The sequence below is a fragment of the Cellulomonas terrae genome (assembly GCF_007990265.1).
GTDB lineage: Bacteria > Actinomycetota > Actinomycetes > Actinomycetales > Cellulomonadaceae > Cellulomonas > Cellulomonas terrae.
Map to the genome: position 1 here is coordinate 42,074 of NZ_BJWH01000005.1, position 22,223 is coordinate 64,296.

17 protein-coding genes are annotated in these 22,223 nt (G+C 71.2%); 9 read left to right on the plus strand and 8 right to left on the minus strand.

The window, feature by feature from the left end; genetic code table 11:
• Positions 1-101: 101 nt before the first annotated feature.
• Together CTE05_RS06850 and CTE05_RS06855 are read right to left on the minus strand one after the other, a co-directional pair.
• Complete coding sequence (locus CTE05_RS06850) at positions 102-1,475, minus strand: DUF1996 domain-containing protein (RefSeq protein ID WP_146845374.1); 1,374 nt, start codon at positions 1,473-1,475, stop codon at positions 102-104.
• A 151-nt stretch (positions 1,476-1,626) separates the two neighbouring features.
• Positions 1,627-4,254, minus strand: coding sequence for a discoidin domain-containing protein (locus CTE05_RS06855; RefSeq protein ID WP_246123383.1), 2,628 nt, complete (start codon positions 4,252-4,254; stop codon positions 1,627-1,629).
• A gap of 326 nt (positions 4,255-4,580) precedes the next feature.
• Here CTE05_RS06855 and CTE05_RS06860 point away from each other — a divergent pair, with 326 nt between their 5' ends.
• Positions 4,581-5,780 (plus strand): LacI family DNA-binding transcriptional regulator, encoded by a 1,200-nt coding sequence (locus tag CTE05_RS06860; RefSeq protein WP_246123385.1) that lies wholly within the window; start codon positions 4,581-4,583, stop codon positions 5,778-5,780.
• 175 nt (positions 5,781-5,955) lie between these two features.
• On the opposite strand, the gene CTE05_RS06865 is transcribed toward CTE05_RS06860, so the two are convergent.
• Genes CTE05_RS06865 through CTE05_RS06875 form a run of 3 tightly spaced genes read right to left on the minus strand, consistent with a single transcriptional unit; the run spans position 5,956 to position 9,195 of the window.
• Positions 5,956-7,266: an ABC transporter substrate-binding protein gene (locus CTE05_RS06865; protein ID WP_146845376.1), complete on the minus strand. Its 1,311-nt coding sequence runs from the start codon at positions 7,264-7,266 to the stop codon at positions 5,956-5,958.
• Positions 7,267-7,325: 59 nt separating this feature from the next.
• A complete protein-coding gene (locus CTE05_RS06870; RefSeq protein ID WP_146845377.1) occupies positions 7,326-8,261 on the minus strand; it encodes a carbohydrate ABC transporter permease in 936 nt (311 codons plus the stop codon).
• Positions 8,254-9,195 (minus strand): carbohydrate ABC transporter permease, encoded by a 942-nt coding sequence (locus tag CTE05_RS06875; RefSeq protein ID WP_146845378.1) that lies wholly within the window; start codon positions 9,193-9,195, stop codon positions 8,254-8,256. The genes CTE05_RS06870 and CTE05_RS06875 overlap by 8 nt, the downstream gene beginning before the upstream one ends.
• Before the next feature lie 168 nt (positions 9,196-9,363).
• On the opposite strand from CTE05_RS06875, the gene CTE05_RS06880 reads away from it, so the two are divergent.
• The 4 genes from CTE05_RS06880 (at position 9,364) to CTE05_RS06895 (ending at position 13,940) form a co-directional block, all read left to right on the plus strand.
• Positions 9,364-11,316, plus strand: coding sequence for a DUF6807 family protein (locus tag CTE05_RS06880; RefSeq protein WP_146845379.1), 1,953 nt, complete (start codon positions 9,364-9,366; stop codon positions 11,314-11,316).
• Positions 11,313-12,470, plus strand: a complete 1,158-nt coding sequence (locus tag CTE05_RS06885) for a Gfo/Idh/MocA family protein (RefSeq protein ID WP_146845380.1) — start codon at positions 11,313-11,315, stop codon at positions 12,468-12,470. The genes CTE05_RS06880 and CTE05_RS06885 overlap by 4 nt, the downstream gene beginning before the upstream one ends.
• A 22-nt stretch (positions 12,471-12,492) precedes the next feature.
• Positions 12,493-12,969, plus strand: a complete 477-nt coding sequence (locus CTE05_RS06890; RefSeq protein WP_246123386.1) for a GNAT family N-acetyltransferase — start codon at positions 12,493-12,495, stop codon at positions 12,967-12,969.
• 83 nt (positions 12,970-13,052) lie between these two features.
• Positions 13,053-13,940, plus strand: a complete 888-nt coding sequence (locus CTE05_RS06895) for a hypothetical protein (RefSeq protein WP_146845381.1) — start codon at positions 13,053-13,055, stop codon at positions 13,938-13,940.
• A 221-nt stretch (positions 13,941-14,161) separates the two neighbouring features.
• On the opposite strand, the gene CTE05_RS06900 is transcribed toward CTE05_RS06895, so the two are convergent.
• Complete coding sequence (locus tag CTE05_RS06900) at positions 14,162-15,373, minus strand: alpha-hydroxy acid oxidase (protein WP_146845382.1); 1,212 nt, start codon at positions 15,371-15,373, stop codon at positions 14,162-14,164.
• Positions 15,374-15,601: 228 nt separating this feature from the next.
• Between CTE05_RS06900 and CTE05_RS06905 the strand changes: the two genes are divergently transcribed.
• From CTE05_RS06905 to CTE05_RS06920, 4 genes are all read left to right on the plus strand, one after another.
• Complete coding sequence (locus CTE05_RS06905) at positions 15,602-16,927, plus strand: ABC transporter substrate-binding protein (RefSeq protein ID WP_146845383.1); 1,326 nt, start codon at positions 15,602-15,604, stop codon at positions 16,925-16,927.
• A 185-nt stretch (positions 16,928-17,112) separates the two neighbouring features.
• Positions 17,113-17,979 (plus strand): carbohydrate ABC transporter permease, encoded by an 867-nt coding sequence (locus CTE05_RS06910; RefSeq protein ID WP_371863356.1) that lies wholly within the window; start codon positions 17,113-17,115, stop codon positions 17,977-17,979.
• Between the two features lie 2 nt (positions 17,980-17,981).
• Complete coding sequence (locus CTE05_RS06915; RefSeq protein ID WP_146845385.1) at positions 17,982-18,908, plus strand: carbohydrate ABC transporter permease; 927 nt, start codon at positions 17,982-17,984, stop codon at positions 18,906-18,908.
• A 44-nt stretch (positions 18,909-18,952) separates the two neighbouring features.
• Complete coding sequence (locus CTE05_RS06920; RefSeq protein WP_146845386.1) at positions 18,953-19,648, plus strand: hypothetical protein; 696 nt, start codon at positions 18,953-18,955, stop codon at positions 19,646-19,648.
• 7 nt (positions 19,649-19,655) lie between these two features.
• On the opposite strand, the gene CTE05_RS06925 is transcribed toward CTE05_RS06920, so the two are convergent.
• On the minus strand, positions 19,656-20,651 hold the full coding sequence (locus CTE05_RS06925) for an alpha/beta hydrolase (protein WP_146845387.1): 996 nt from the start codon (positions 20,649-20,651) through the stop codon (positions 19,656-19,658).
• A 29-nt stretch (positions 20,652-20,680) separates the two neighbouring features.
• A complete protein-coding gene (gene arfA, locus CTE05_RS06930) occupies positions 20,681-22,198 on the minus strand; it encodes an arabinosylfuranosidase ArfA (RefSeq protein ID WP_146845388.1) in 1,518 nt (505 codons plus the stop codon).
• Between the last annotated feature and the right edge of the window lie 25 nt (positions 22,199-22,223).

Sequence of the window (22,223 nt, forward strand, 5' to 3'; positions counted from 1 at the left end):
GGTTCCTCACGGATCGGGTGCCGGCTCCGTCGCCGCGCACCGGTGGGAGCACGGCCCGGCCGGACCTGATGCGGGTGCGGCCGGGCCGTGCGGCTGGGGTGCTACGGGATGAGCTGGTAGTTCGCGTCCAGGACGGCTCCGGCCCACGGCTTGTACAGGTCGTAGCCGCGCGGGTTGCACTGCAGACCGCCGTTGATGCAGTGCTCGGTCAGCGCCTGGAGCACGGCCGGGTCCCACGCGTTGAAGAAGTCGTAGTGGAACGAGAAGCCACGACCGCTGGAGAACCGGACGTCCGACATGTTCCCGTCGGCCGGCCAGGACAGCTTGAACTCGATCATCGGCACCGCGACCGGGTGGGTCGCCGTGCACTCGCCGTTGACCGGGTACGCCATGTGGCTCTTGTGGTTGGCCGAGTCGAGGTTGATCCCGTCCCAGCAGCTCGGCGCCTGGTAGCGGACGTTGAGCTGCGAGCCGATCGGGCAGCTCGCCGGGATGTCCCAGTTGAACGAGCTGTTCCCGCACTCGAAGCCCTCGACCGCGCCGGGGGCCGTCCGAAACTCGTCCTTCGTGGCCGTCATGCTGCCGACGAGGAACCGCAGACCCTGCGGGAACGGGACGACCTTCTTGTAGTCGATGATCCCGGCCTTGTAGTAGATGGTCTGCTCGTTGCTGGCGATGACCTTGGTCTCGCCGCGCATGAGCGTCGGGAACCAGTACGCGGACTCGTCCTGCGGGACCGTGCAGCTGGTGCTGTTCGCCGCCAGCAGCGACGCCGTCGTCGTGTTCGCGTTCGTCGAGCGGTTGCCCAGGAACGTGTGGCTGTGCGACGCGCCCGCCTGGCCCGGGTACACGATCGGGTCGTCGTTGAGCGTGTGCGTCGGGGTGCAGTTGGCCTGGAACTCGTGGTGCGTCACCGACGTGTCGGCGCCCGGCGGGGCCGGCGGCAGCGGCTTCGGGGTGTGCGCCGGAGTGGTCGCACCACCGGTGCCGAGCACGGCGAGGTCCCACAGGGAGTAGCCGTAGCCGGTGCCGCGCGCGGTGAGGTTCAGCCGCAGGTAGCGGCCCGTGCCCGACGCGGCGACCGTCTGGTTGCCGCCCGTGCCGTTGCTGACCGTGGCGACGGTGGTCCAGGTGGTGCCGTTCGGGGAGAGCTGCACCTGGAACGCCTTGGCGTAGGCCGCCTCCCAGCGCAGCTCGACGCGGTCGACGGTGGCGGTGGCGCCCAGGTCGACCTGGATCCACTGCGCGTCCGAGAACTGGCTCGCCCAGCGGGTGGTGCCGTTGCCGTCGACGGCCTTGGACGCCGTGAAGTCCGGGCCCTCCGCCGACGAGGACGTGGCGAGCTTGCCCTGCGAGATGTTGACGGGTGCGGCGCTCGCGGACGACGCGATCGCGACGCCGGTCGCGACGAGCACGGCGCAGAGTGCACCGGCGAGCCAGGGCCGGGTCGTGCGTGCACGGGGACGGGTGGGCATGAGGTCTCCTTCGAGGTGGACCACGCGGGTCAGGACAGGTCCGAAGGAGGTGCGACGATGCACGCACGCCTTCGGCGTATCGGCTCTGTGAGGGGTTGGCCGAGGGTGGTGCCCGGGGCGGGTGGCCGCCCGCCCCGGGCACGTCAGCTGGTCAGGAGTAGATCCCGACCTCGTACAGCGAGTAGCCGTACGCGGTTCCGCGGGCTGTTCCGTGCACCCGCACGTAGCGGGCCGAGCCGGCGGTGTTCAGGGTGTCGACGTTCCCGTCGCCCGCGGTGACGGTGGTCAGGGTCGACCACGTGTTCCCGTCGTTCGACGTCTCGATGCGGTAGCCCTTGCCGAATGCGGACTCCCACACGAGCTGGATGGACGAGAACGACCGGACCGAGCCCAGGTCGACCTGGATCCACTCGCCGTCTGCCCAGTTGCTGGCCCAGCGCGTCGCGTAGCTGCCGTCCGTGGCCTGCCCCGGCGTGAAGTTGCCGTTGTAGGGGTCGAACGACGACGCGGTGGCCGGCCGGCCCTGGGCGATGTTCGTGCCGCCGACCGCCGGCGGGACCACGCGGAACGACCTCGTCTCGACGCCCACGTTGCCCTTGCCGTCCTCGGCGAACACGTAGACCTTCCAGACGCCGAGCGTCTGCGGGGCGGTCACCGTGAACGTGCTGCCGCTGCGCGTGAACGTCGCCGGCGCGAGGCCGCCGGAGTCGTTCACGTACTTGCTGTTCAGCAGCACGTTGTAGGTGATCGGGTCGCCGTTCGGGTCGCTCGCCGCGGCGTTCACCGTGAACGTCGAGCCGGCGACCACGCTGCCGCTGTTGGGCACGGTCATCGAGCTGAACGTCGGGGGAGTGTTGACCCCCGCCGCCCCGGCCGAGCCGCCGTACGCCTTGGCGACCGCGTAGTACGAGAGGCGCTTGTTGTTGCCCGGCTTCACGTTGAACCAGATGCCGCCGAAGTCGCCCTCGTTGCCGTAGTGGAACAGCGTGGCGCCGAGCGCGACGCCCGGGTGCGCCTTGATGCAGTCCCACGCCCGCGTGTAGCCGGCCGCGTTCTGTGCGTCGGTGCCCTGGTCGGGCACGCCGTTGGCGTCGTCGGGGACCTCCCACTCGCCGGCCGGTCCGCCCTCGGTGATGAGGTACGGCTTGGTGTAGCCGCCCGCGATCCACGTGGCCTTGGCGTCGCACACCGCGTTGTAGGCGTTCAGGCCGTACAGGTCGAGGTCCGGCGAGTTCGCCTTGTAGTACGGCCACGCGCCGGTCCACGCGTCGGTCGACGTCACCGGGTGGTTCGGGTCGATCTGGTGGATCCGCTTGGCGGCGTCGTTGACGAACGTCGCGTAGGCGGCGCGCTGCGCCTCGAGCTCGGCGCCCGAGTAGCAGTTCCCGAGGCCGAGCAGGGACTCGTTGCCGACGTTCCACATGAGCACGCCGGGGTGGTCCTTGTAGGCCGTGACCCACGTGACGATGTCGTTCATCGAGTTCGCCTTGTACGTCGCGTCCGTGACGTAGTTCGGGCAGCCGCCCGAGCCGGGACCGCCACCGGGAGCCAGCCAGAAGCCCGCGACCGTCCGCATGCCCGCGGCCGCCGCCGCGTCGAACAGGACCTTCGAGCCGGCGTCCGTGCCCCACGTGCGGATGGTGTTGACGCCCATCGCCTGGAGGGTGGCCGCGTGCTGCGGGAACTCGGCCGGGGCCGGACCCCACGTCATGCCCTTGGTCACCCAGTTCTGGCCGTTCACCAGCAGCGACCAGCTCCCCTGGGTCCCCGCGATGCGGACCTTTCCGTCGGCGGGGCCGGTCGGGTCCGGGGTCGGCGTCGTGGTGCCGCCGCCGGTGGTCCGCACGGCGACCTCCCACAGCGAGAAGCCGTAGCCGGTCGCGCGGGTCTGCAGGTCGAGCCGCACGTACCGCGCGGTGCCGCTCACCGTGATCGACTGCGTGCCGCCCGTGCCGTTGGTGACCGTCGACAGCGTCGTCCACGTCGTGCCGTCGGTGGAGCCCTGGAGGCGGAAGGCCTTGCCGTACGCGCCCTCCCAGCTCAGGGTGACGGCGCAGACGGCCTGGCTCGCGCCGAGGTCCACCTGCCACCACTGGTTGTCGGCGAACGTGCTCGCCCAGCGCGTACCGGCGTTGCCGTCGACCGCGAGGCCGGCCGCCGTGCCGGCGCCCTGCTCGGAGGACGACGCGGTCGCGGTCTTGCCCTGCGCGACGTTGGTCGTGCCACAGGTGCCCGTCGTCGGCTGCGTACCGCCCGGCGTGCCGTAGACCTGCACCTCCCACAGGGAGTAGCCGTAGCCGGTGGCGCGCTTCGTGCCCAGCAGCTGCACGTACCGGCCGCTGCCGGTCACGTTCAGGGTCTCCTTGCCGCCCTTGCCGGTGGTGGTCGTGTAGATGCTCGTCCACGCCGTGCCGTTGTCCGACGTGCGGATCTGATAGCCCGACCCGTAGGCGGCCTCCCAGGTCAGGACGACCTGCTCGACCTGCGCGGTCGCCCCGAGGTCGATGGTCAGCCACTGCGCGTCGGACGGTGTGCTCGCCCATCGGGTGCCGGCGTTGCCGTCGGTGACCGCCGACGCCGGCGTGTAGTCGGCGTTCTCCGTGGACGACGCGGTGGCGGTCTTGCCCTGCGAGAGCAGGACGGGCGCCGCCTGGGCGGTGGCGGGGAGGGTGATGCCGGCCGCGACGAGCGCGGCGGCGGCCAGGACGCCGAGCAGGCGGCGGCTGCGGCCGGGCGGTGGGGCGGTCCTGGCAGGGGGGTGGGCGGTGGTCGTGAACACAGGTGTCTCCTCCGGGGCGTGCCCGTGGCAGGGGACGGGAGGTCGGTCCGCAGTCGACCTCGTCGTCGATCCGGTGCGCCGGGCGTGCAGTTCGTCGTTGAGCTGGTGCCGGTCGATCTGGGAGAGCGCTCTATCGTCCGATCCGAGTTCGAGCCGGCGACATCGTGCTGAAGGGGTGGGGATGGTGCCCTCTCTGGCTCCCGAGGGGACCGTATACCCGATTTCACCCGCTCGTACAGTCGAGCCGCTGGGAGAAGTGGTCATCGTGACGCCCGAGACCGCTCAGGATCTGCGAGAGCGCTCTCCGATCCTGCTATCCTGTCGGCATGGCAGACGAGCCCGGGGCGGGGAGTGCGAGCACGGCCGCACTCGGGGGGACGACGCCCTCCGCCACTCTGGAGGCGACGCCGCCGGGCGGCGTGGCTGTGGTCATGACCTCGGACGACGCGCCGCTCGCCCGGGAGTCCGCGGCAGCGCGGAGACCCGCAGCGCCGGGCGTCTCCGGCTCCGGGGCGCCCACCCTGGAGGACGTCGCGCGCGTGGCCGGCGTCTCGAGAGCCACGGTGTCACGGGTCGTCAACGGGCAGCGTCGCGTGGCCGCCGACATCCAGGCCGTCGTCCGCGAGGCCATCGCCACGACCGGCTACGTCCCCAACCTGGCGGCTCGGTCCCTCGTCACCCGTCGCACGGGTGCGGTGATCGTCGTGGTGTCCGGCGTCGAGGAGCAGGGATCGCCGTCGACGATCGACTTCGCCGACCCGTTCTTCGGTCGGGTCGTCGGCGGCATGCTGCGCGCGCTGCGGCCCCACGACGTCGACCCGATCCTCATGCTCGCCGAGACGGACTCGGACCGCGCCCGCGTGCTCTCCTCCCTGCGCAACGGCAACGCGGACGGCGCGCTCGTCGTGTCCACCCGCGGCGACGACCCGATGCCGCGCCTGCTCGTGGAGGCGGGGCTGCCCGCCGTCGTCTTCGCGCGCCCGGGCAGGCCGATCCCGCTGAGCTTCGTCGACGTCGCCAACCGCGACGGTGCACGCCTCGCCGCCGAGCACCTCGTGGCACGCGGCTGCCGGCACGTCGCAGCGATCTCCGGTCCCCTCGACGTCCCCTCCGCGCAGGACCGGCTCTCCGGGTTCCAGGACGCGATGGCCCGGCACGGGCAGGCGTTCGTCCCGACCGTCGGGGGCAACTTCACGTACGAGAGCGGCGTCGTCGCGATGACGTCCCTGCTCGCCGACTACGGGGACGTCGACGGGGTGTTCGCCTCGAACGACCTCATGGCGCTCGGCGCGATCGAGGCGCTCCAGGCCACCGGCCGGCGGGTGCCCGAGGACGTGCGCGTCATCGGGTTCGACGACAGCTCCGTCGGCGCTCTGTCCCGCCCTGCGCTGACGTCCGTGCGGCAACCGATCGAGGAGATGGCCGCCGAGATGGCCCGCATCCTCCTCGACACGATCGCCGACCCCGGCCGGCGCGTCACGTCGACCATCTTCGAGCCGACCCTCCGCATCCGCGACAGCGCCTGACCCTCGCCCGTGCGGACGCCCGCGTCGTCCAGCGGTGACGTCCGCATTCCGACGGATAGGAACCCGCACGAGGGCGGACGTTGCGCCTCGCGCACACGCGGGTGCAGACAGCGCGACGTCCGCACGTCCGAGCGGAGGGGGGCTCGGTCGTGCGGACGTCGCGGTGCAGAGGTGGTCAGCCGCCGATGGCAGCCTCGACCTCGAGCGTGTACTGCTTGGCCGCGTCGGCCGGGCTCAGGCGGCCGAACAGGACCTCCTGGTTGATGCGGCGGGTGATCTCCGCGACCTGACCGGCGCCGACGGGCGGGACGACCGGGCCGTCGACGATCTCGTCCTCGAGGTCGGCCAGGAACTCGGCGGCCTGCTTGTCGGTGGGCGAGAACTTGTCCTGCACCGCGGCGCGGACCTCGGTGTTGGCCGGGAGGCCACGGTCGGAGAGCAGGATCTCGCCGGCGGCGGGGTCGTTGAGCAGGAAGTCGACCAGCAGCGCGGACTCCTCCGGGTGCTCGGACTTGGCCGAGACGGAGTAGTACATGGCCGGCTTGAAGTACATACCGGTGCGCTCCTCCTCCGACTCGCCGGGGACGCGGAGGAGCGTGAGCTCCTTGCCCGACGCGTTGGTGATGGCGGTCAGCTGGTTGGTCCAGAACCACGCCATGGCACCGGTGCCCGTGCCGACGAGGGACTGCTCCGGACCGCCGGCGTCGACCTCGACGGTCTTGGCAGCGTCAGGAGCGCCGCCACCGGCCTGCAGGTCGAGCGAGTACTGCCACCACTCGGCGAGGGTCTTCTCGTCGTACCCGAGCTTGTGGTCGTCGGTGTACAGGGACTCGCCGCGCTGACGGGCGAAGATGGAGAACCCGGGCTCGTTGAAGCCGTAGTCCTGGGCGCCGTAGATCGTCTTGCCGGTCTTGGCGGAGATCTCGTTGGCGATCTCGACGTAGTCGTCCCACGTCCACGTCGTGTCGTCGGGCATCTCGACGCCGGCCGTCGCGAACGCGGCGGGGTCGGCGATGATCGCGTACGCGTTGACGCCGGTGGCCACGCCGTACAGGGCGTCGTCGATGGTGCCGGACTGCAGCACGTTCTCGTCGATCTTCGACGTGTCGACGCCCAGCTCGTTGAGGTCGGCCAGGACGCCGCGCGAGGCGTAGTCGTTGAGGAACCGCTCCTCCTGCGTGATGACGTCGGGGGCGTCACCCCCGGCGACCGACGTGCCCAGCTTGTCGAAGTAGCTGTTCCAGTCGGTGTAGTCCGGGACCACGGTGATGTGGGGGTACTTCTCCGTGAACTTGTCCAGCACCTGCTGCGTCAGCTCGTGGCGGGTGTCGGAGCCCCACCAGGAGAAGCGGATCTCGACGGGCGCCGGCGGGCCCGAGGAGGTGGCCTCGGCGGCCGGTTCCTCGGAGCCGGCGCAGGCGGTCAGGGCCAGGGCCGCGACGGCCAGCAGGGCACCTACGCGGAGGGACGATCGGGGGCGGCGCATGTTTCTCCTTGGTTGACGAGGACGACGGTGTGCTGTCAAAGGCCGGCGGAACAGGACTGCTACTTGATGCCCGTCGTCGCGATCCCCTTGACCAGGTACTTCTGGCCGAACAGGAAGGCGAGGAAGACGGGGATGAGCGAGACGATCGACATCGCGAACATCGGCCCCCACGAGCTGGCGCCGGTGGAGTCCAGGAAGGTGCGCAGAGCAACCGGAGCGGTGTACATGTCCGGTCTGACGAGGAAGATCAGCTGGCTGAAGAAGTCGTTCCACGTCCAGATGAAGGTGAAGATCGCCGTGGTGGCCAGGGCCGGCAGCGAGAGCGGGAGCATGATCCGCAGGTAGATGCGCCCGTGCCCGCACCCGTCCAGGCGCGCTGCCTCGTCCAGCTCCCGGGGGATCCCGCGGAAGAACTGGACCATGAGGAAGATGAAGAACGCGTCCGTGGCCAGCAGCTTCGGGACGATCAGCGGGAGGAACGTGTTGATCCAGTCCAGCCGGGCGAACAGGATGTACTGCGGCACGATGATCACGTGGATCGGCAGCATGATCGACATGAGCATGATCGCGAACCACAGCTTGCGGCCCCGGAACTCGAGCCGCGCGAACGCGTAGGCCGCCATCGAGCAGCTGACCAGGTTCCCCAGCAGCGAGCCGAGGACGATGACCGCCGAGTTGATCAGGTACCTGCTGAACGGGTACTGCAGCGCGTTCCAGCCCTCGGAGTAGTTCGTCCAGTCGACCTCGGACGGGATCAGGGACACGTCCCGGAAGATCAGGTCGGTCGGCTTGAACGAGCTGACCAGCAACCAGACCAGCGGGTAGAGCATCAGCGCGCAGAGCGCGATGAGGCCCGCGTGCTTGAGCGCGGCGCGCCGGCGGTCCGGCCACGGGGACCGGTAGCGGACGGGCGGCGCCTCGTCGGCCAGCGCGGCGATGCGCTGGGCGGGCGTGGGGGCGTCGGTGGGCACGGTGCGCACGTGGACCTCAGTCATCGTAGAAGACCCAGAACTTGGAGGCGAAGAAGTTGATCAGGGTCATCACCGCGACGATGAGCACCAGCAGCCAGGCCATGGCGGAGGCGTACCCCATGTCGAAGGCTGTGAATCCCTTCTGGTACAGGTAGAGCGTGTAGAACATCGTCGAGTCGGCCGGGCCGCCGGTGCCGCCGGAGACGACGAACGCCTGCGTGAAGCTCTGGAACGCCCCGATCACCTGGAGGACCAGGTTGAAGAAGATGATCGGCGTGAGCAGCGGGAGCGTGATCGAGCGGAACTTGCGCACGACGCCGGCGCCGTCGATCGCGGCGGCCTCGTAGTACATCTCCGGGATCTGCCGCAGCCCGGCCAGGAAGATGATCATTGGGGCGCCGAACGTCCAGATGTGCAGGAGCACGAGGGTCCACAGCGCGGTCTCCGGGTCGGACACCCAGCCCTTGCCCTGGATGCCGAACAGGGCCAGGAACTCGTTGACCAGACCGTCGATGCCGAACACCTGACGCCACAGGATGGCGACGGCGACCGAGCCACCGAGCAGCGAGGGCAGGTAGAGGACCGAACGGTAGAAGGGGAGGCCCTTCAGGCCGCGGTCGAGGATGAGCGCCAGCGCCAGGGCCGCGAGCAGCTGCAGCGGGACCGCCGTGAACACGTACGTGAACGTGACCCTCAGCGAGTTGAGGAGCCGAGGGTCCTCGAACAGCCGCGTGTAGTTCTCGAGGCCGATCCACTCGGGCGGCTGGAGCAGGTTGTAGTCCGTGAAGGACAGGTAGCCCGATGCGATCATCGGACCGATCGTGATGAGCCCCAGGCCCAGGAACCACGGCGCGAGGAATATCGCGGCGCTCTTCCCGTCGCCGTTGCGCAAGCCCCGCCGGGAGGGCGCGGTCTTGGCGCCCCTGGCGGTCTTGCGCAGCTCTGTCACTACGGACATGTCGTCGATCACCTCACTGTGTTCGCGATAAGGATCCGACGAGAAACCGGTTCCTCGGTCGGTACCGTAGCACCCGTGGAACGGGTTGGGAACCGGTTTCCCGTGGTGTATGTTCGGCGCGGAGCCGCCCTCACGTCGGTGGCTCGACGGGGACCGCAGGAGGCTGCAGTGACGCAGAACGGGTGGACGCGCAGCGCGTCGACCATCGCCGAGGTCGCGCACGCCGCGGGCGTGTCCCGGGCGACAGTGTCACGGGTCATGAACGGCCGGTCCACGGTCGACCCCGAGCTGGCGGCGCGGGTCCGGGAGGTGGCCGAGCAGCTGCACTACCGGCCGAGCAACACCGCGCGCAGCCTGTCGCTCGGGCGGACCAACACCGTCGCCGTCGTGGTCCCCGACCTGGCCAACCCGATGTTCCAGCAGGTGCTCCGCGGCGTCGCGTCGGCCGCCGCCGAGGAGGGCTACCGGGTCCTGGTCGCGGACACCGCCGAGCACGCGGCCGACGAGGAGCGCATCGCCCTCGACGCGCGCCTGCGCTGCGACGCGCTCGTCCTGGTCTCCCCGCGCATGCCCGAGCAGACGCTGCGCGCGCTCCTCCCCGAGATCCGCCCGGTGGTCGTCGTCAACCGGGCCGCCGACGGCTCGACCCCGACGCTGGCCATCGACTACGCCGCCGGCATCGACCAGATCGTCGAGCACCTCACCGGCCTCGGCCACCGGCACCTGCTGTACCTGGCCGGTCCCACGGACAGCGCGTCGCACGGCGCCCGCCTCGACGCCCTGCGGGTCGCGGCCGCCCGCCGCGAGGACGTGCGGCTCAGCGAGCGGCCCGCGGGGTCGTCCGTCGAGTCCGGGTACGCCGCCGCGCAGGACGTGCTGGAGTCCCGTGCCACCGCCGTCGTCGCCTACAACGACCTGGTCGCGTTCGGCCTGCTGGCCCGGCTCAACGAGCTCGGCGTGGCGGTGCCCGGGGACGTGTCGATCACGGGGTTCGACGACATCGAGCTCGCCCGGTTCGCGACCCCCTCGCTGACCACCGCGACCGTCCCGCAGGCCGAGCTCGGCCGCCAGGCGTGGGCGCACCTGCGCTCGCTCGTCGGCGGCGACACCATCGACCCCACCCCGCCGCTGATCGAACCCGTCCTCGCCGTGCGGGCCAGCACCGGCCCCGTGCCCCCGGCCGCGCGGCTGGGCCGGCGGACGGCCACGGACCCCGTGGGACCGGAGGTCCCCGAGCTCACGGCGACCGGCTGGGCCGCCGACCTGGGCTCCTTCCTGCTGCGGGGCAGTGCGCGGGGCTCGTCGACCGTCCCGCTCGCCCGCTACGTCTCCGGCGAGCGCGTGCCCAGCGTCCATGCCCCGCGCCCGTACCTGCACCCCGTGCACTCGGCGGCCGGCACGGCCCTGACCGAGACCAGCCCCGTCGACCACCGCCACCACTACGGCGTGTCCATGGCCGTCCCCGTGGTCAACGGCACCAACTACTGGGGCGGTCGCACCTTCCTGCGTGACGAGGGCCCGACCCTGCTGCCGAACCACGGCCGACAGGTCAGCTCGGGTGCGCGCCTGGACGACGACGGCGCGACGCTCGTCGACGAGATCGAGTGGCTCGACGAGCGCGACCGGCCGCTGCTCTCCGAGGACCGGCGGCTGTCCGCCGCGCCCCTGGCCGACGGCCGCGGGTACGTGCTGCGCTGGTCGAGCGTGCTGCACGCCGCGCACGGACCGCTGCGCATCGAGAGCCCTGGCACCAACGGCCGGCCGAGCGCCGGGTACGGCGGCATCTTCTGGCGGCTCCCGTCGGCGGACGTCACCACGGTGCTCGGGGCGGGGCTCGTCGGCGAGGAGGCGGTGCACGGCAGCCTGTCGCCGTGGCTCGCGTTCGTGCAGCGCCGTGAGGGTGCGACGACGACGGTCCTGCTGGTCCAGCACCCCGAGCAGTTGCGCCCGTGGTTCGCCCGGGTGGCCGAGTACGTCGGTGCCGGCCCTGCGCTCGCGTGGGACACCGTGGTCGACGTGGCGGCGGGCGACCGTCTCGACGTCGGGCTGGCCGCCGTCGTGGTGGACCGGGCGCTCGGCGCCGACGAGGCAGGACAGCTCGCCGCGCAGGCGTGGGGATGAGCGTGCACCCGGTCCGCGACGCGAGGCAGCCCACCGCGACCGCCCTGCCGACCGTCGCGGTGGTCGGCATCCACGGCCACGGCGCCTCGCACGTCCGCCGGGTCGTCGACCTGCAGGAACGCGGCCTCGCGACGCTCGCGGCCCTGGTCGACCCGCGCCCGCTGGACGGCGAGGCCCCGTGGTACCCGGACCTCGACACCCTGCTCGCGGAGGCCCCGCCCGACGTCGTCGTCATCTCGACCCCGATCCACACCCACCTCGCGCTCGGATCCGCGGCCCTGAGGGCCGGCTGCGACGTGCTGCTGGAGAAGCCGACCACCGCGTCGCTCGCCGAGCACGCCGAGCTGCTGGCCGTCGTCGAGCAGACCGGGCGGCTGTGCCAGGTCGGGTTCCAGACATTCGGCTCCGGTGCGGTCGACGAGGTCGCACGGATCGTCGCCACCGGGGAGCTGGGGGAGATCACCGGGGTCGGCGCCGTCGGCACCTGGGTGCGGACCGCGGCCTACTACGAGCGCGCGCGATGGGCCGGGCGGCGCACCCTCGACGGGGTCGAGGTCGTCGACGGGGTCGTCACCAACCCCCTGGCCCACGCGATCGCCACGGCGCTCCTGCTCGCGGGTGCCAGGACCGCGGACGACGTGACCGACGTGCGCCTCGACCTGCACCGCGCGCACCCGATCGAGGCGGACGACACGTCGGCGGTCGTCGTGGAGACCCGCGCCGGGATCCGCGTCGCCGCCGGCCTGACCCTCTGCGCCCCCGAGCGATCGCCGGCGCGCGTCACGGTGCGCGGGACGCTGGGCACCGCGAGGCTGTTCTACGAGACCGACGAGATCGAGGTGTCGTCGCCGCGCGGTACCCGTCGGATCCGGTGCGGTCGTGTCGACCTGTTGACCCAGCTGCTGACCGCCCGCGCCCACCCGCCCGTCACCCTGCGGTGCTCGGTCGCGGACACCGGGGCGTTCCTGCGCGTGCTCGAGGCCGTGCGGACCGGTCCGGACCCGCTGCCGGTGCCGGACGCCTTCGTGGAGTGGCTCGACGAGGGCGGCGCCCGGCACCCCGTGATCGCCGACGTCGAGGAGTGGTGCGCGCGCGTCGCCGACGAGGGGGCGACGTTCACCGAGCTCGGCGCCCCGTTCGCGGTAGCGCGCTGAGCGCGGTCTACGCTCACTGCTCGTGATCCTGCGCGACTACGGCGAGAAGGACGGCCCCGCGACGCTCGACGTCTTCCGCCGCGCGATCCGGCTGACGGCCGCCCGCGACTACACGCCCGAGCAGGTGGCCGCGTGGGCGAGCGACGAGATCGACCCCGCCGGGTGGGCGGACCGACGGCGGGCGTCGCGCACCCGGGTCGCCGAGGTCGACGGCCGCGTGGTCGGGTTCACGGACGTCGACGAGCGCGGCTACGTCGACATGCTCTTCGTCGACCCCGCGGTCGCGCGGCGGGGCGTGGCGACCGCGCTGCTGGCCTGGGCCGTGAGCACCGCCCGGGAGCTCGGAGCCGCCGAGCTGAGCACCCACGCGAGCCTGACCGCGCGGCCGTTCTTCGAGCACCACGGGTTCGTGGTCGTGACGGAGCAGCGGCCGGTGCTGCGCGGCGTCACCCTCACGAACTTCGTCATGCGACGAGACCTGGAGCCGGCGGCCGACTGAGTGGCGGACCGCGCCGTGCGGCTGCGCGACGGGGGAGCCGCGCCGAGGCGTGCCAGAAGGCACGCGTGCGGCACGATCGGACCATGTCCGGACGGTGGCGGCAGGCAGCGGTGCTGGCGGGTGCGCTCGCGCTCGTGGGCTGCACGCCGGGCGGACCGTCGCCGAGCCCGACGGCCGCGTCGACTCCGATCCCGACCGACGTGCTGGCGGGGATCAGCGTCGAGGTCCGGCAGGGGCGCAGCACGTGGGCGGACCGCGTCGTGCAGGTGCGCGTGACGAACGCGGGTCCGGGGGACGTCTCGGTGGCAGGCGTGCGGCTGACGACGCCCGACGTCGAGGGGGTCGCGGCGACCGACAAGGGGAGGGTCCTGCGTGCCGGGGTGGACCGTGACTTCTCGGTCGCGCTGGGCGACCCGGTCTGCGACGACCCGGGCTCCAGCCCGGCCTCCGTGGAGGTCGACGTCACGGACGACGCAGGACGGCGGTCGACCGTCGTGGCCGAGCCGACGGACCCGCAGGGGCACCTGGCCCGGATCCACGGCGAGGACTGCGCGGCGGTCGCGGTGGCGGAGGGGGCGACCCTGACCCTCGCGGACGCGATCACGACCACGGACGTGGCCGGCACCCCCGCCGCGCAGGTCGTGCTCGCCGTCGAGCCGGTTCCCGGTGGGCCGCGGGTGGAGGTCACGCAGGTGGACCGGACCGTGCTGTTCGCACCGCCCGGAGGGGCCGTGAGCTGGCCGGTCGCGCTCGACACGGACGCCGGGCCGGGCACGGCGACACTGCCGGCGACTGCGGGGCGGTGCGATCTGCACGCCGTCGCCGACGACAAGCGCGGGACGTTCTTCGGGGTGCACGCGCGGGTGGACGGGGTCGACCAGCCGGTGTTCTACCTGGCGTCGAGCGAGGCGTTGCGGTCGGCGCTGTTCGCGTTCCTCCGGACGGCGTGCGGCGCCGAGGCGACCGGCTGACGCTCATGCAGCGACCCCTGTCCTCAGCCGCGACAACGGGGACGGCGACGGCAAGCACACGCTGACCACCAACCTGTGGTGGGGCATGAACGCCACCGAGTACCGGCTGTGCGAGGACGGCGTGCTCATCGACACGCAGTCCCTCGTCGCCCGTACACAGCGCAACGTCCGCGCTCGGGTGGGGTCCAGGCCCCTCGAGTGCGGACGTTGCGGGTGGTGGGTCAGGGGAGGCGGACGTGCTGGGGGCCCAGCTCCTTCACCGTCGAGACGCCCAGCAGGGCCATCGTGCGGCGGATCTCGCGGTCGAGGATCGCGACGGCGCGGTCGACGCCGCGTTCGCCGCCGGCCATGAGGCCGTACAGGTAGGCGCGGCCGACGAGGGTCGCGTCGGCGCCCAGGGCGACGGCGGCGACGATGTCGGCGCCGGACAGGATGCCGGTGTCGGCCCAGACCTGGGTGCGGTCGCCGACGGCCTCGGCGACGTCCGGCAGCAGGCGCAGCGGCACGGGGGCGCGGTCGAGCTGGCGGCCGCCGTGGTTGGACAGCACCACCGCGTCGGCGCCGGCGTCGGTCACGCGGCGCGCATCCTCGACGGTCTGGATGCCCTTGATGATCAGCGGCCCGTCCCAGGAGGCGCGGATCCACTCCAGGTCCGCGATGGTCATGGTCGGGTCGAACAGCTTGTCCAGCAGGTCTGCGACGGTCCCCGACCAGGAGGACAGGGACGCGAAGGTGAGCGGCTCGGTGGTCAGCAGGTTCATCCACCAGGCGGGGTGGGTCGCGGCGTCGACGACGGTCTTGACGGTCAGCGCCGGGGGGATCGAGAACCCGTTGCGGGCGTCGCGCAGCCGGGCGCCGGCGACCGGGACGTCGACGGTGAGCATGAGCGCCTCGTAGCCGGCGGCCTTCGCGCGGGCCATGAGGTCCTCCCCGGCGGAGCGGTCCTTCCACACGTACAGCTGGAACCACTTGTGCGCGTCGGGTCCGGCCTTCGCGACCTCCTCGATCGAGGTCGTGCCCATCGTGGACAGCGCGTAGGGGATCCCGCGGCGCTGGGCCACCCGGACCACCGCGCGCTCGCCCTCGTGGTGCATCATCCGCGTGAACCCGGTCGGCGCGAACGCGAACGGCAGCGCCGACGCGGTGCCGATCATGTCGGTGGTCGGGTCGACGTGGGACACGTCGTGCAGGATCGACGGCTGGAACTCCAGCTCCCGGAACAGGTGCCGCGCCCGGCGCAGGCTGATCTCGGCCTCGGCCGCGCCGTCGGTGTAGTCGAACACCGAGCGCGGGGTCCGCTTGCGGGCCAGGGTGCGCAGGTCGGTGATGGTCAGCGCGTCCGCGAGGCGGCGCTCGGTGCCGTTCAGGACCAGGGGCTTGGGTCGCAGCAGCGGCTTGAGCTCGGACCACGAGGGGATCTGACGGTCGGTCACCGGGACTCCAGGGTGTGTGGCGCATCGTCGGGCAGCACAGGATTGAAACGATACATTATCGTGGTCGGTCTCGGCCGGGCAGGGCGGCCCGACCGGGTCGAGTGTGGCACCGCGAGCCGGACCACAACGCGTTTGTAACGATTCAGCGAGATTCGTTGACAGTCGCTCGGGGCCTCGCCTAACGTCCGGAATGCGCTTTCACACCCCGAGCAAGGAGGCTCAACGACGATGAAGCGAATCATCTGGAAGACAGCCGCTGGAGCAGCCGTCGCCGCCCTCGCCCTGACCGCCTGCTCGTCCGGCGACTCCGGCGACGCCGAGCCCACGGCCAGCTCCACCGGTCCGGACACGTCCGAAGTGACCCTCAACTTCACCTGGTGGGGCAACGACGACCGCGCCGCCCGGTACAACGAGGCGCTCGCGCTGTTCGAGGAGAAGTACCCGTACATCACCGTCCAGACCAGCTTCGCCGCGTTCCCGGACTACTGGACCGCGCGCTCCACCGAGGCCGCCGGTCGCTCCCTCCCGGACGTCATGCAGTTCGACCTGTCGTACCTGCGTGAGTTCAACCAGAACGGCCAGCTGCTCGACCTGCAGGAGTGGGTCGACAACGGCACCATCGACCTCGGCGGGTTCGACGAGACGCTGACCACCGCGGGCGTGCTCGAGGACAAGATGATCGGCATCCCGACGTCGACCAACACCTTCGCCATGTTCCAGAACCCCAACGTGATCGAGCAGACCGGCGCGACCTTCCCCGACGAGGCCGAGTACACGTGGGAGGACTACAACGAGTTCATCGCCGAGGTCTCCGGCGCCGGCGAGACGACGGCCGACGGGTACGCGCTGTACGGCGCGGTCGACTACACGGGCACCTTCTGGTTCTTCATCCAGTGGCTGCTGCAGAAGGGCGTCACCCCGTTCGAGGACGACGGCACGTTCGGCTTCGACGAGGCCGACGTCACCGAGTTCCTCGACCTGACGGCCGACCTGCGCGCCGACAAGGCCGTGTACCCCGTCGACCGGAACGTCTCGCTCGCACCCAAGGGCGGCTTCACGGTCAACGAGACCGCGTCCGAGATGAGCTGGGACAACTTCCTGGCCGGCTACGTCGCCGACTCGGGCACGCAGAACCTCTCCATGGCGCAGATCCCGTCGATCGAGGCGGGCGAGAAGGCCCTCTTCTTCAAGCCGTCCATGCTGCTGTCCTCGGGCGCCAACACCGAGTACCCCGAGCAGGCCGCGACCCTGATCAACTTCTTGCTCACGGACCCTGAGGTCGGGAAGATCTTCGGCACCTCGAAGGGTGTCCCGGCGGACGCCGACCAGCGTGCCGCCGTCGACACCACCGAGGGCAGCGTCGACGCCCAGGTGATCGCGTACGAGGAGAAGGTCGCCGAGCAGGTGACCGAGTCCACCCCGATCCCCGTCAAGGGCTTCGGCACGATCGAGGCCAAGTGGCGGACCCTCGCGGAGGAGCTCGCCTACGGCACGCTGAGCGTGGACGAGTTCGCCGAGCAGTGGTTCGCCGAGGCTGAGCTCTCGACCCAGTGACAGGTGGTGGGCCGCCCCCGGACCGGCGGGCGGCCCACCCCCCACCTGCGGCCCCTCGGAGCCGCCTGTACATCGCACCCGACGAACGGATCACGCTCGTGACCCTCACTGCTGAGGCTCCGACAACGGGCCCCTCGACGGCCGCGCACACCGCGGCCCGCAAGCGCCGCAAGCGGACCGAGTCCCTGGCCGGCTACGCCTTCCTGAGCCCCTGGCTGCTCGGGTTCGTCCTGCTCACCGCGGGCCCCATGATCGCCTCGCTGTACCTGGCGTTCACGAACTACAACCTGTTCGCGCCGCCCGAGTGGATCGGCCTGGAGAACTTCACGCGCCTGTTCGACGACCCGAACTACCGGCAGGCGTGGAAGGTCACTCTCACCTACGTCGTGCTCGGGACACCGATCAAGCTGCTCGCCGCGCTGGCCGTCGCGATGCTGCTGAACAACGCGTTCAGCGGCAAGGGGTTCTACCGGTCCTCGTTCTACGCACCCTCGCTGATCGGGGCCTCGGTCTCCATCGCGATCGTGTGGAAGGCGATGTTCATCGACAACGGCATCGTCGACCAGGTCCAGCAGTTCTTCGGCTTCCCCGCCGGCGGCTGGGTCGGTGACCCCGAGCGCACGATGCCGATGCTCATCCTGCTGACCGTCTGGCAGTTCGGGGCGCCGATGGTCATCTTCCTGGCCGGGCTCAAGCAGATCCCGACCGAGCTGTACGAGGCCGCGTCGGTCGACGGCGCCGGAGCCTCGCGCAAGTTCTTCAGGATCACGCTGCCGATGCTCTCGCCGGTGATCTTCTTCAACCTGCTGCTCGAGATGATCCACGCGTTCCAGATCTTCGCGTCGGCGTTCATCATCTCCAACGGCACCGGCGGCCCCGCGAGGTCGACGCTCTTCTACACGCTCTACCTCTACTTCCGTGGCTTCCAGGACTTCCAGATGGGCTACGCCTCGGCGATGGCCTGGATCCTCGTGCTCGTCGTCGGCGCACTCGCGGCCGTCTTCTTCTGGAGCTCGAAGCACTGGGTCCACTACTCCGGGGAAGGAAAGTGATGATGACCACGAGCAACGTCAGCACCGTCACCTCGACCTCCGACCACATCGTCAGCTCGCACGACAGCGCACGGCTGCGCCAGTCCACCAAGAACCGCAAGCGCGGCCGGGCCCTGGTCTTCCACCTGTGCTCGCTCGCCCTGATCGTGATCGTGCTCTACCCCGCGGTGTGGATGCTGATGTCCTCGTTCAAGCCGTCCAGCGAGATCGTCGGCAACGTCAGCCTCATCCCCGCGGACTTCACGACGGCCAACTTCCAGAAGGCCATCGAGGGCATCGGCGGCGTCTCGTTCTGGACGTTCTTCATGAACTCGACGATCCTCGCCGTCGGCTCCGTCATCGGGATCACGCTGTCCTGCTCGATCAGCGCCTACGCCTTCGCGCGGATCGACTTCCCGGGCCGGAACATCTTCTTCGCCCTCATGATCGGCACGCTCCTGCTGCCGTTCCACGTCGTGATCATCCCGCAGTACATCGTGTTCAACCGGCTCGGCCTGGTGGACACGTTCGTCCCGCTGCTGATCGGCAAGTTCCTCGCCGCCGAGGCGTTCTTCGTCTTCCTCATGGTGCAGTTCATGCGCAACCTGCCCCGTGAGCTCGACGAGGCCGCCCGCATCGACGGCGCCGGGCACGTGCGGATCTTCCGCTCGATCATGCTGCCCCTGATGAAGCCCGCCCTGGTCACCAGCGCGATCTTCGCGTTCATCTGGTCCTGGAACGACTTCTTCGGCCCTCTGCTCTACCTGAAGAAGCCCGACTTGTACTCGCTGCCGATCGCGCTGCGGCTCTTCGTCGACCAGACCACGACGTCGGACTACGGCGCCCAGATGGCCATGGCCGTCCTCGCCCTGGTGCCGGTCATGCTCTTCTTCCTCGTGTTCCAGCGCTACCTCGTCGAGGGCGTGGCGACGCAGGGGCTCAAGGGCTGATGGCGGTTTCCGCGCGGCGGCAGGAGCGTGTGAGGCTGGGCGCCATGAGCACCCCGCTTCCCGACGACGACTCCGGCCGCCCCGCGGACCCGCAGCCCGACGGAGCCGTCCGCGGACCCGACGACGTCAGCTCGCGGCCCGACGGCGAGGCGCCCGGACCCGACCAGAGGCCGCTCCTCGGCGGCGGACGGTTCGGGCTGTTCAGCGAGGCGCTGCTCGTCGGCCTCGGCGTCTCGGTGCTGAGCCTCCCGGTCATCACCGCCGTCCCCGCGCTCGCCGCCGGGGTGTCCCACGTCCGCCGGCACCTCGACGGCCGGCCCGACACCGTCGCCGCGCTCTGGGAGGACTTCCGGGCCGCCTGCCGCGGCGTCTGGCTGGTCTCGATCGGCATGCCGGTCCTCCTGCTCGTCCTGCTGTTCAACCTCCAGCTCATCGGCGCCGGCGGGATGCCCGGCGGGACCGGGGTGCGGGTCGCGACCGTGTTCCTCGTCGCGATCCTGCTCGTCGTCGTGCTCCGGTCCGCAGCCGGCTGGTCGCCCGGCGCACGGTGGGGGACCGTCGTGCAGACCGCCGCGAAGCGGGCCGGCGACGACCTCACCGGGACGTTCCTGCTCGTCGTCGCGCTCGGCCTGTGCGCGGTCATGGTGTGGATGCTCGCCCCGCTCGCCGTGATCGTCCCGGGGCTGCTCTCCCTGGCGGTCGTCGCCGTCGAGCACCGCGCGACCGTCCGCCAGGGCTGACGTTCCGCTACGGCAGCTCGGCGACGAACCGCTGGACCGCCTCCAGCGCCTCCTGACCGGCGTCGGTGCCGAGCAGGAACTGGAACTCGTGCCCGACGGGCGGGTCGTCGCCGTCGAACAGCAGCGTCTCGTGCGGGACGCCGAGCCGGTCGAGCGTGGCGATCATCGACAGGGTGTGGCCGAGGGCGGGGTCCGCGCCGCCGCAGGAGACGAGGGTCGGCGGGAAGTCGGCGGTCACGTGCTCGACCACCGAGATGCCGGCGAAGCGGGGGTCGTCGAGGTAGGCGGTCGTGCCGGTGAAGGCCCGCATCACGGAGTCGACGAACCAGCGGTTCCGGCCGTGCAGCCCGCGTGCGAGCGACATGTCGAACACACCGCAGAAGAGCACCGTGCCGGCGAGCTGGTCGAGGGTGATCCGCGGGTGGGCGTCGATGGACGCGGCGTACTGCGGGCTCGCCACCATCCCGGCCACCTGGGACGCGATCTGCGCGCCCGCCGAGTCGCCCGCGAGCACGAGGCGTCGTGCGTCGACCCCGAGCTCGTCGGCGTGCTCCGTGAGGAACGCGAGAGCGTCGAGCACCTGGAGGGCGGGGGTCGGGTACGTGGCCCGCGGGGCGATCGAGTAGCCGATGCCGACCACCGTGCTCCCGCCTCCGGCGAGCACGCGCAGGTAGTTGGCGATGAGGTCCTTGCTGCCGGACAGCCACGCGCCGCCGTGCACCCACACGATCGTCGGGCGTGCGGGTCCGGGCGCGGTGGACCGGTGGACGTCGAGCAGGGCGTCGGGGTCGCCGGGGCGGTACGGGACGTCGATGGTCGAGATCACGTCGCCGGGGACGAAGGGCGCGGTCGCGGCCAGCCGCTCGTACCCGTTGCGGTCGAACCGGCGTCGGATCACGACCGACGCGGGCCTCGGGCTCACGTAGGACGCGATCCCGAAGCCCGCGAGCCCGGCGGCGACGAGGCCGAGCAGCCAGCCGACCGCGAGCCCGAGGCGTCTCATCCCTCGATCGTCGCACCAGGGTGCAAGCCTCAGGCGCGCGTGAGCGTCCCCGGCAGGGCCGTCCACGACTCCGGTGCGAGCGTCACGACGGTGCTGCCGGTCGCCGACGCGGGGCCGTCGACCTCGGACACGTGGCGCTCGGCGACGGCGGCCGCGTGCTCCGGCCCGTCGACGGCGGGCTCGTGGTCGGCGGTCACCTGCACGCCCCGGCCCAGCGCGAGCGTCACGCCCGGGTGCGACAGCTCGACCTCGACGGGCTCCGCGGAGCGGTTGACCAGGAACACCGCGACGTCGGGGCCGTCGAGCGTCGCGGCGGCCGTCACCGCGGGGACCTCGCCGTGGGCGGTCGTCGCCATGGACGGACCCGAGACGCGCAGGTCGAGGGCGGTGCCGCGGGCGAGGCGCGCGGTCGTCGCGAAGGGGTGGAACGTCGGCTGGCGCCACGCCGGTCCGCCGGGCTCGGTCATGATCGGCGCGATCACGTTGACCAGCTGGGCCAGGCACGCGACGGGCACGCGGTCGGCGTGGTTGAGCAGCGTGACCAGCAGGTCGCCGACGACCACCGCGTCGAGCGCCGAGTAGACGTCCTCGATGATGCGCGGGGCGTCGCGCTGCAGCGGCAGGTTCTTCTCGCCGACGAAGCGGGACTGCAGGTACCAGACGTTCCACTCGTCGAACGAGATGGTGATGACCTTGTCGGAGCGGCGACGCGCGGCGACGGCGTCGGCGGACGCCTCGACCCGGCGGATGAACCGGTCCATCGCGGTGCCGGACCCGAGGAACGAGGCCCGGTCGCCGTCGAGCTCCTCGTAGTAGGCGTGCATCGAGACGTGGTCGACGACGTCCCACGTGTGCTCGAGGACGGTCTGCTCCCACGAGCCGAAGGTGTCCATCATCATCGACGACGAGCCGCAGACCACGAGCTCGATCGACGGGTCGACGAGGCGCATCGCCTTGCCGGCCTCGGCGGCGAGCTTGCCGTACTCGTCGGCGTCCTTGTGCCCGATCTGCCACGGGCCGTCCATCTCGTTGCCCAGGCACCAGAGCTTCACCGCGTACGGCTTCTCGCGGCCGTTCGCGATCCGCAGGTCCGCCCAGCGCGAGCCCGCCTCGCCGTTGCAGTACTCGACGAGCGCCGCCGCAGCGGCGACCCCGCGCGTGCCCAGGTTCACGGCCATCATCGGCTCGATGCCCTCGCGCTCCGCCCACTGCAGGAACTCGTCGGTGCCCACGGTGTTCGGCTCGATGGTCCGCCACGCCAGGTCGATGAACGGCAGGCGGTCCTCGACCGGTCCGACGGCGTCCTCCCAGACGTAGTTGGAGACGAAGTTGCCACCCGGGTACCGGACCATGCTCACGCCCAGCTCGCGGGTCAGGTCGGCGACGTCCCGCCGGAAGCCGTGCTCGTCGGCGCTCCCGTGCCCCGGCTCGTAGATGCCGGTGTAGACGGCGCGCCCGAGGTGCTCGACGAACGACGCGAACAGGCGACGGTCGATCTCGCCCACGCGGAAGTCGGGGTGCAGCAGGACGGTGGCTCGCTGGGACATGGATCTCCTCTGTGCAACGTTCGGT

What these genes read in the sequence shown, in the direction of transcription:
- CTE05_RS06850 (WP_146845374.1), bottom strand. Translation starts at nt 1,475, where the DNA reads ATGCCCACCCGTCCCCGTGCACGCACGACCCGGCCCTGGCTCGCCGGT.
- CTE05_RS06860 (WP_246123385.1), top strand. Translation starts at nt 4,581, where the DNA reads ATGGCAGACGAGCCCGGGGCGGGGAGTGCGAGCACGGCCGCACTCGGG.
- CTE05_RS06865 (WP_146845376.1), bottom strand. Translation starts at nt 7,266, where the DNA reads ATGCGCCGCCCCCGATCGTCCCTCCGCGTAGGTGCCCTGCTGGCCGTC.
- CTE05_RS06870 (WP_146845377.1), bottom strand. Translation starts at nt 8,261, where the DNA reads ATGACTGAGGTCCACGTGCGCACCGTGCCCACCGACGCCCCCACGCCC.
- CTE05_RS06875 (WP_146845378.1), bottom strand. Translation starts at nt 9,195, where the DNA reads ATGTCCGTAGTGACAGAGCTGCGCAAGACCGCCAGGGGCGCCAAGACC.
- CTE05_RS06885 (WP_146845380.1), top strand. Translation starts at nt 11,313, where the DNA reads ATGAGCGTGCACCCGGTCCGCGACGCGAGGCAGCCCACCGCGACCGCC.
- CTE05_RS06895 (WP_146845381.1), top strand. Translation starts at nt 13,053, where the DNA reads ATGTCCGGACGGTGGCGGCAGGCAGCGGTGCTGGCGGGTGCGCTCGCG.
- CTE05_RS06905 (WP_146845383.1), top strand. Translation starts at nt 15,602, where the DNA reads ATGAAGCGAATCATCTGGAAGACAGCCGCTGGAGCAGCCGTCGCCGCC.
- CTE05_RS06915 (WP_146845385.1), top strand. Translation starts at nt 17,982, where the DNA reads ATGACCACGAGCAACGTCAGCACCGTCACCTCGACCTCCGACCACATC.
- CTE05_RS06920 (WP_146845386.1), top strand. Translation starts at nt 18,953, where the DNA reads ATGAGCACCCCGCTTCCCGACGACGACTCCGGCCGCCCCGCGGACCCG.
- CTE05_RS06925 (WP_146845387.1), bottom strand. Translation starts at nt 20,651, where the DNA reads ATGAGACGCCTCGGGCTCGCGGTCGGCTGGCTGCTCGGCCTCGTCGCC.
- arfA (WP_146845388.1), bottom strand. Translation starts at nt 22,198, where the DNA reads ATGTCCCAGCGAGCCACCGTCCTGCTGCACCCCGACTTCCGCGTGGGC.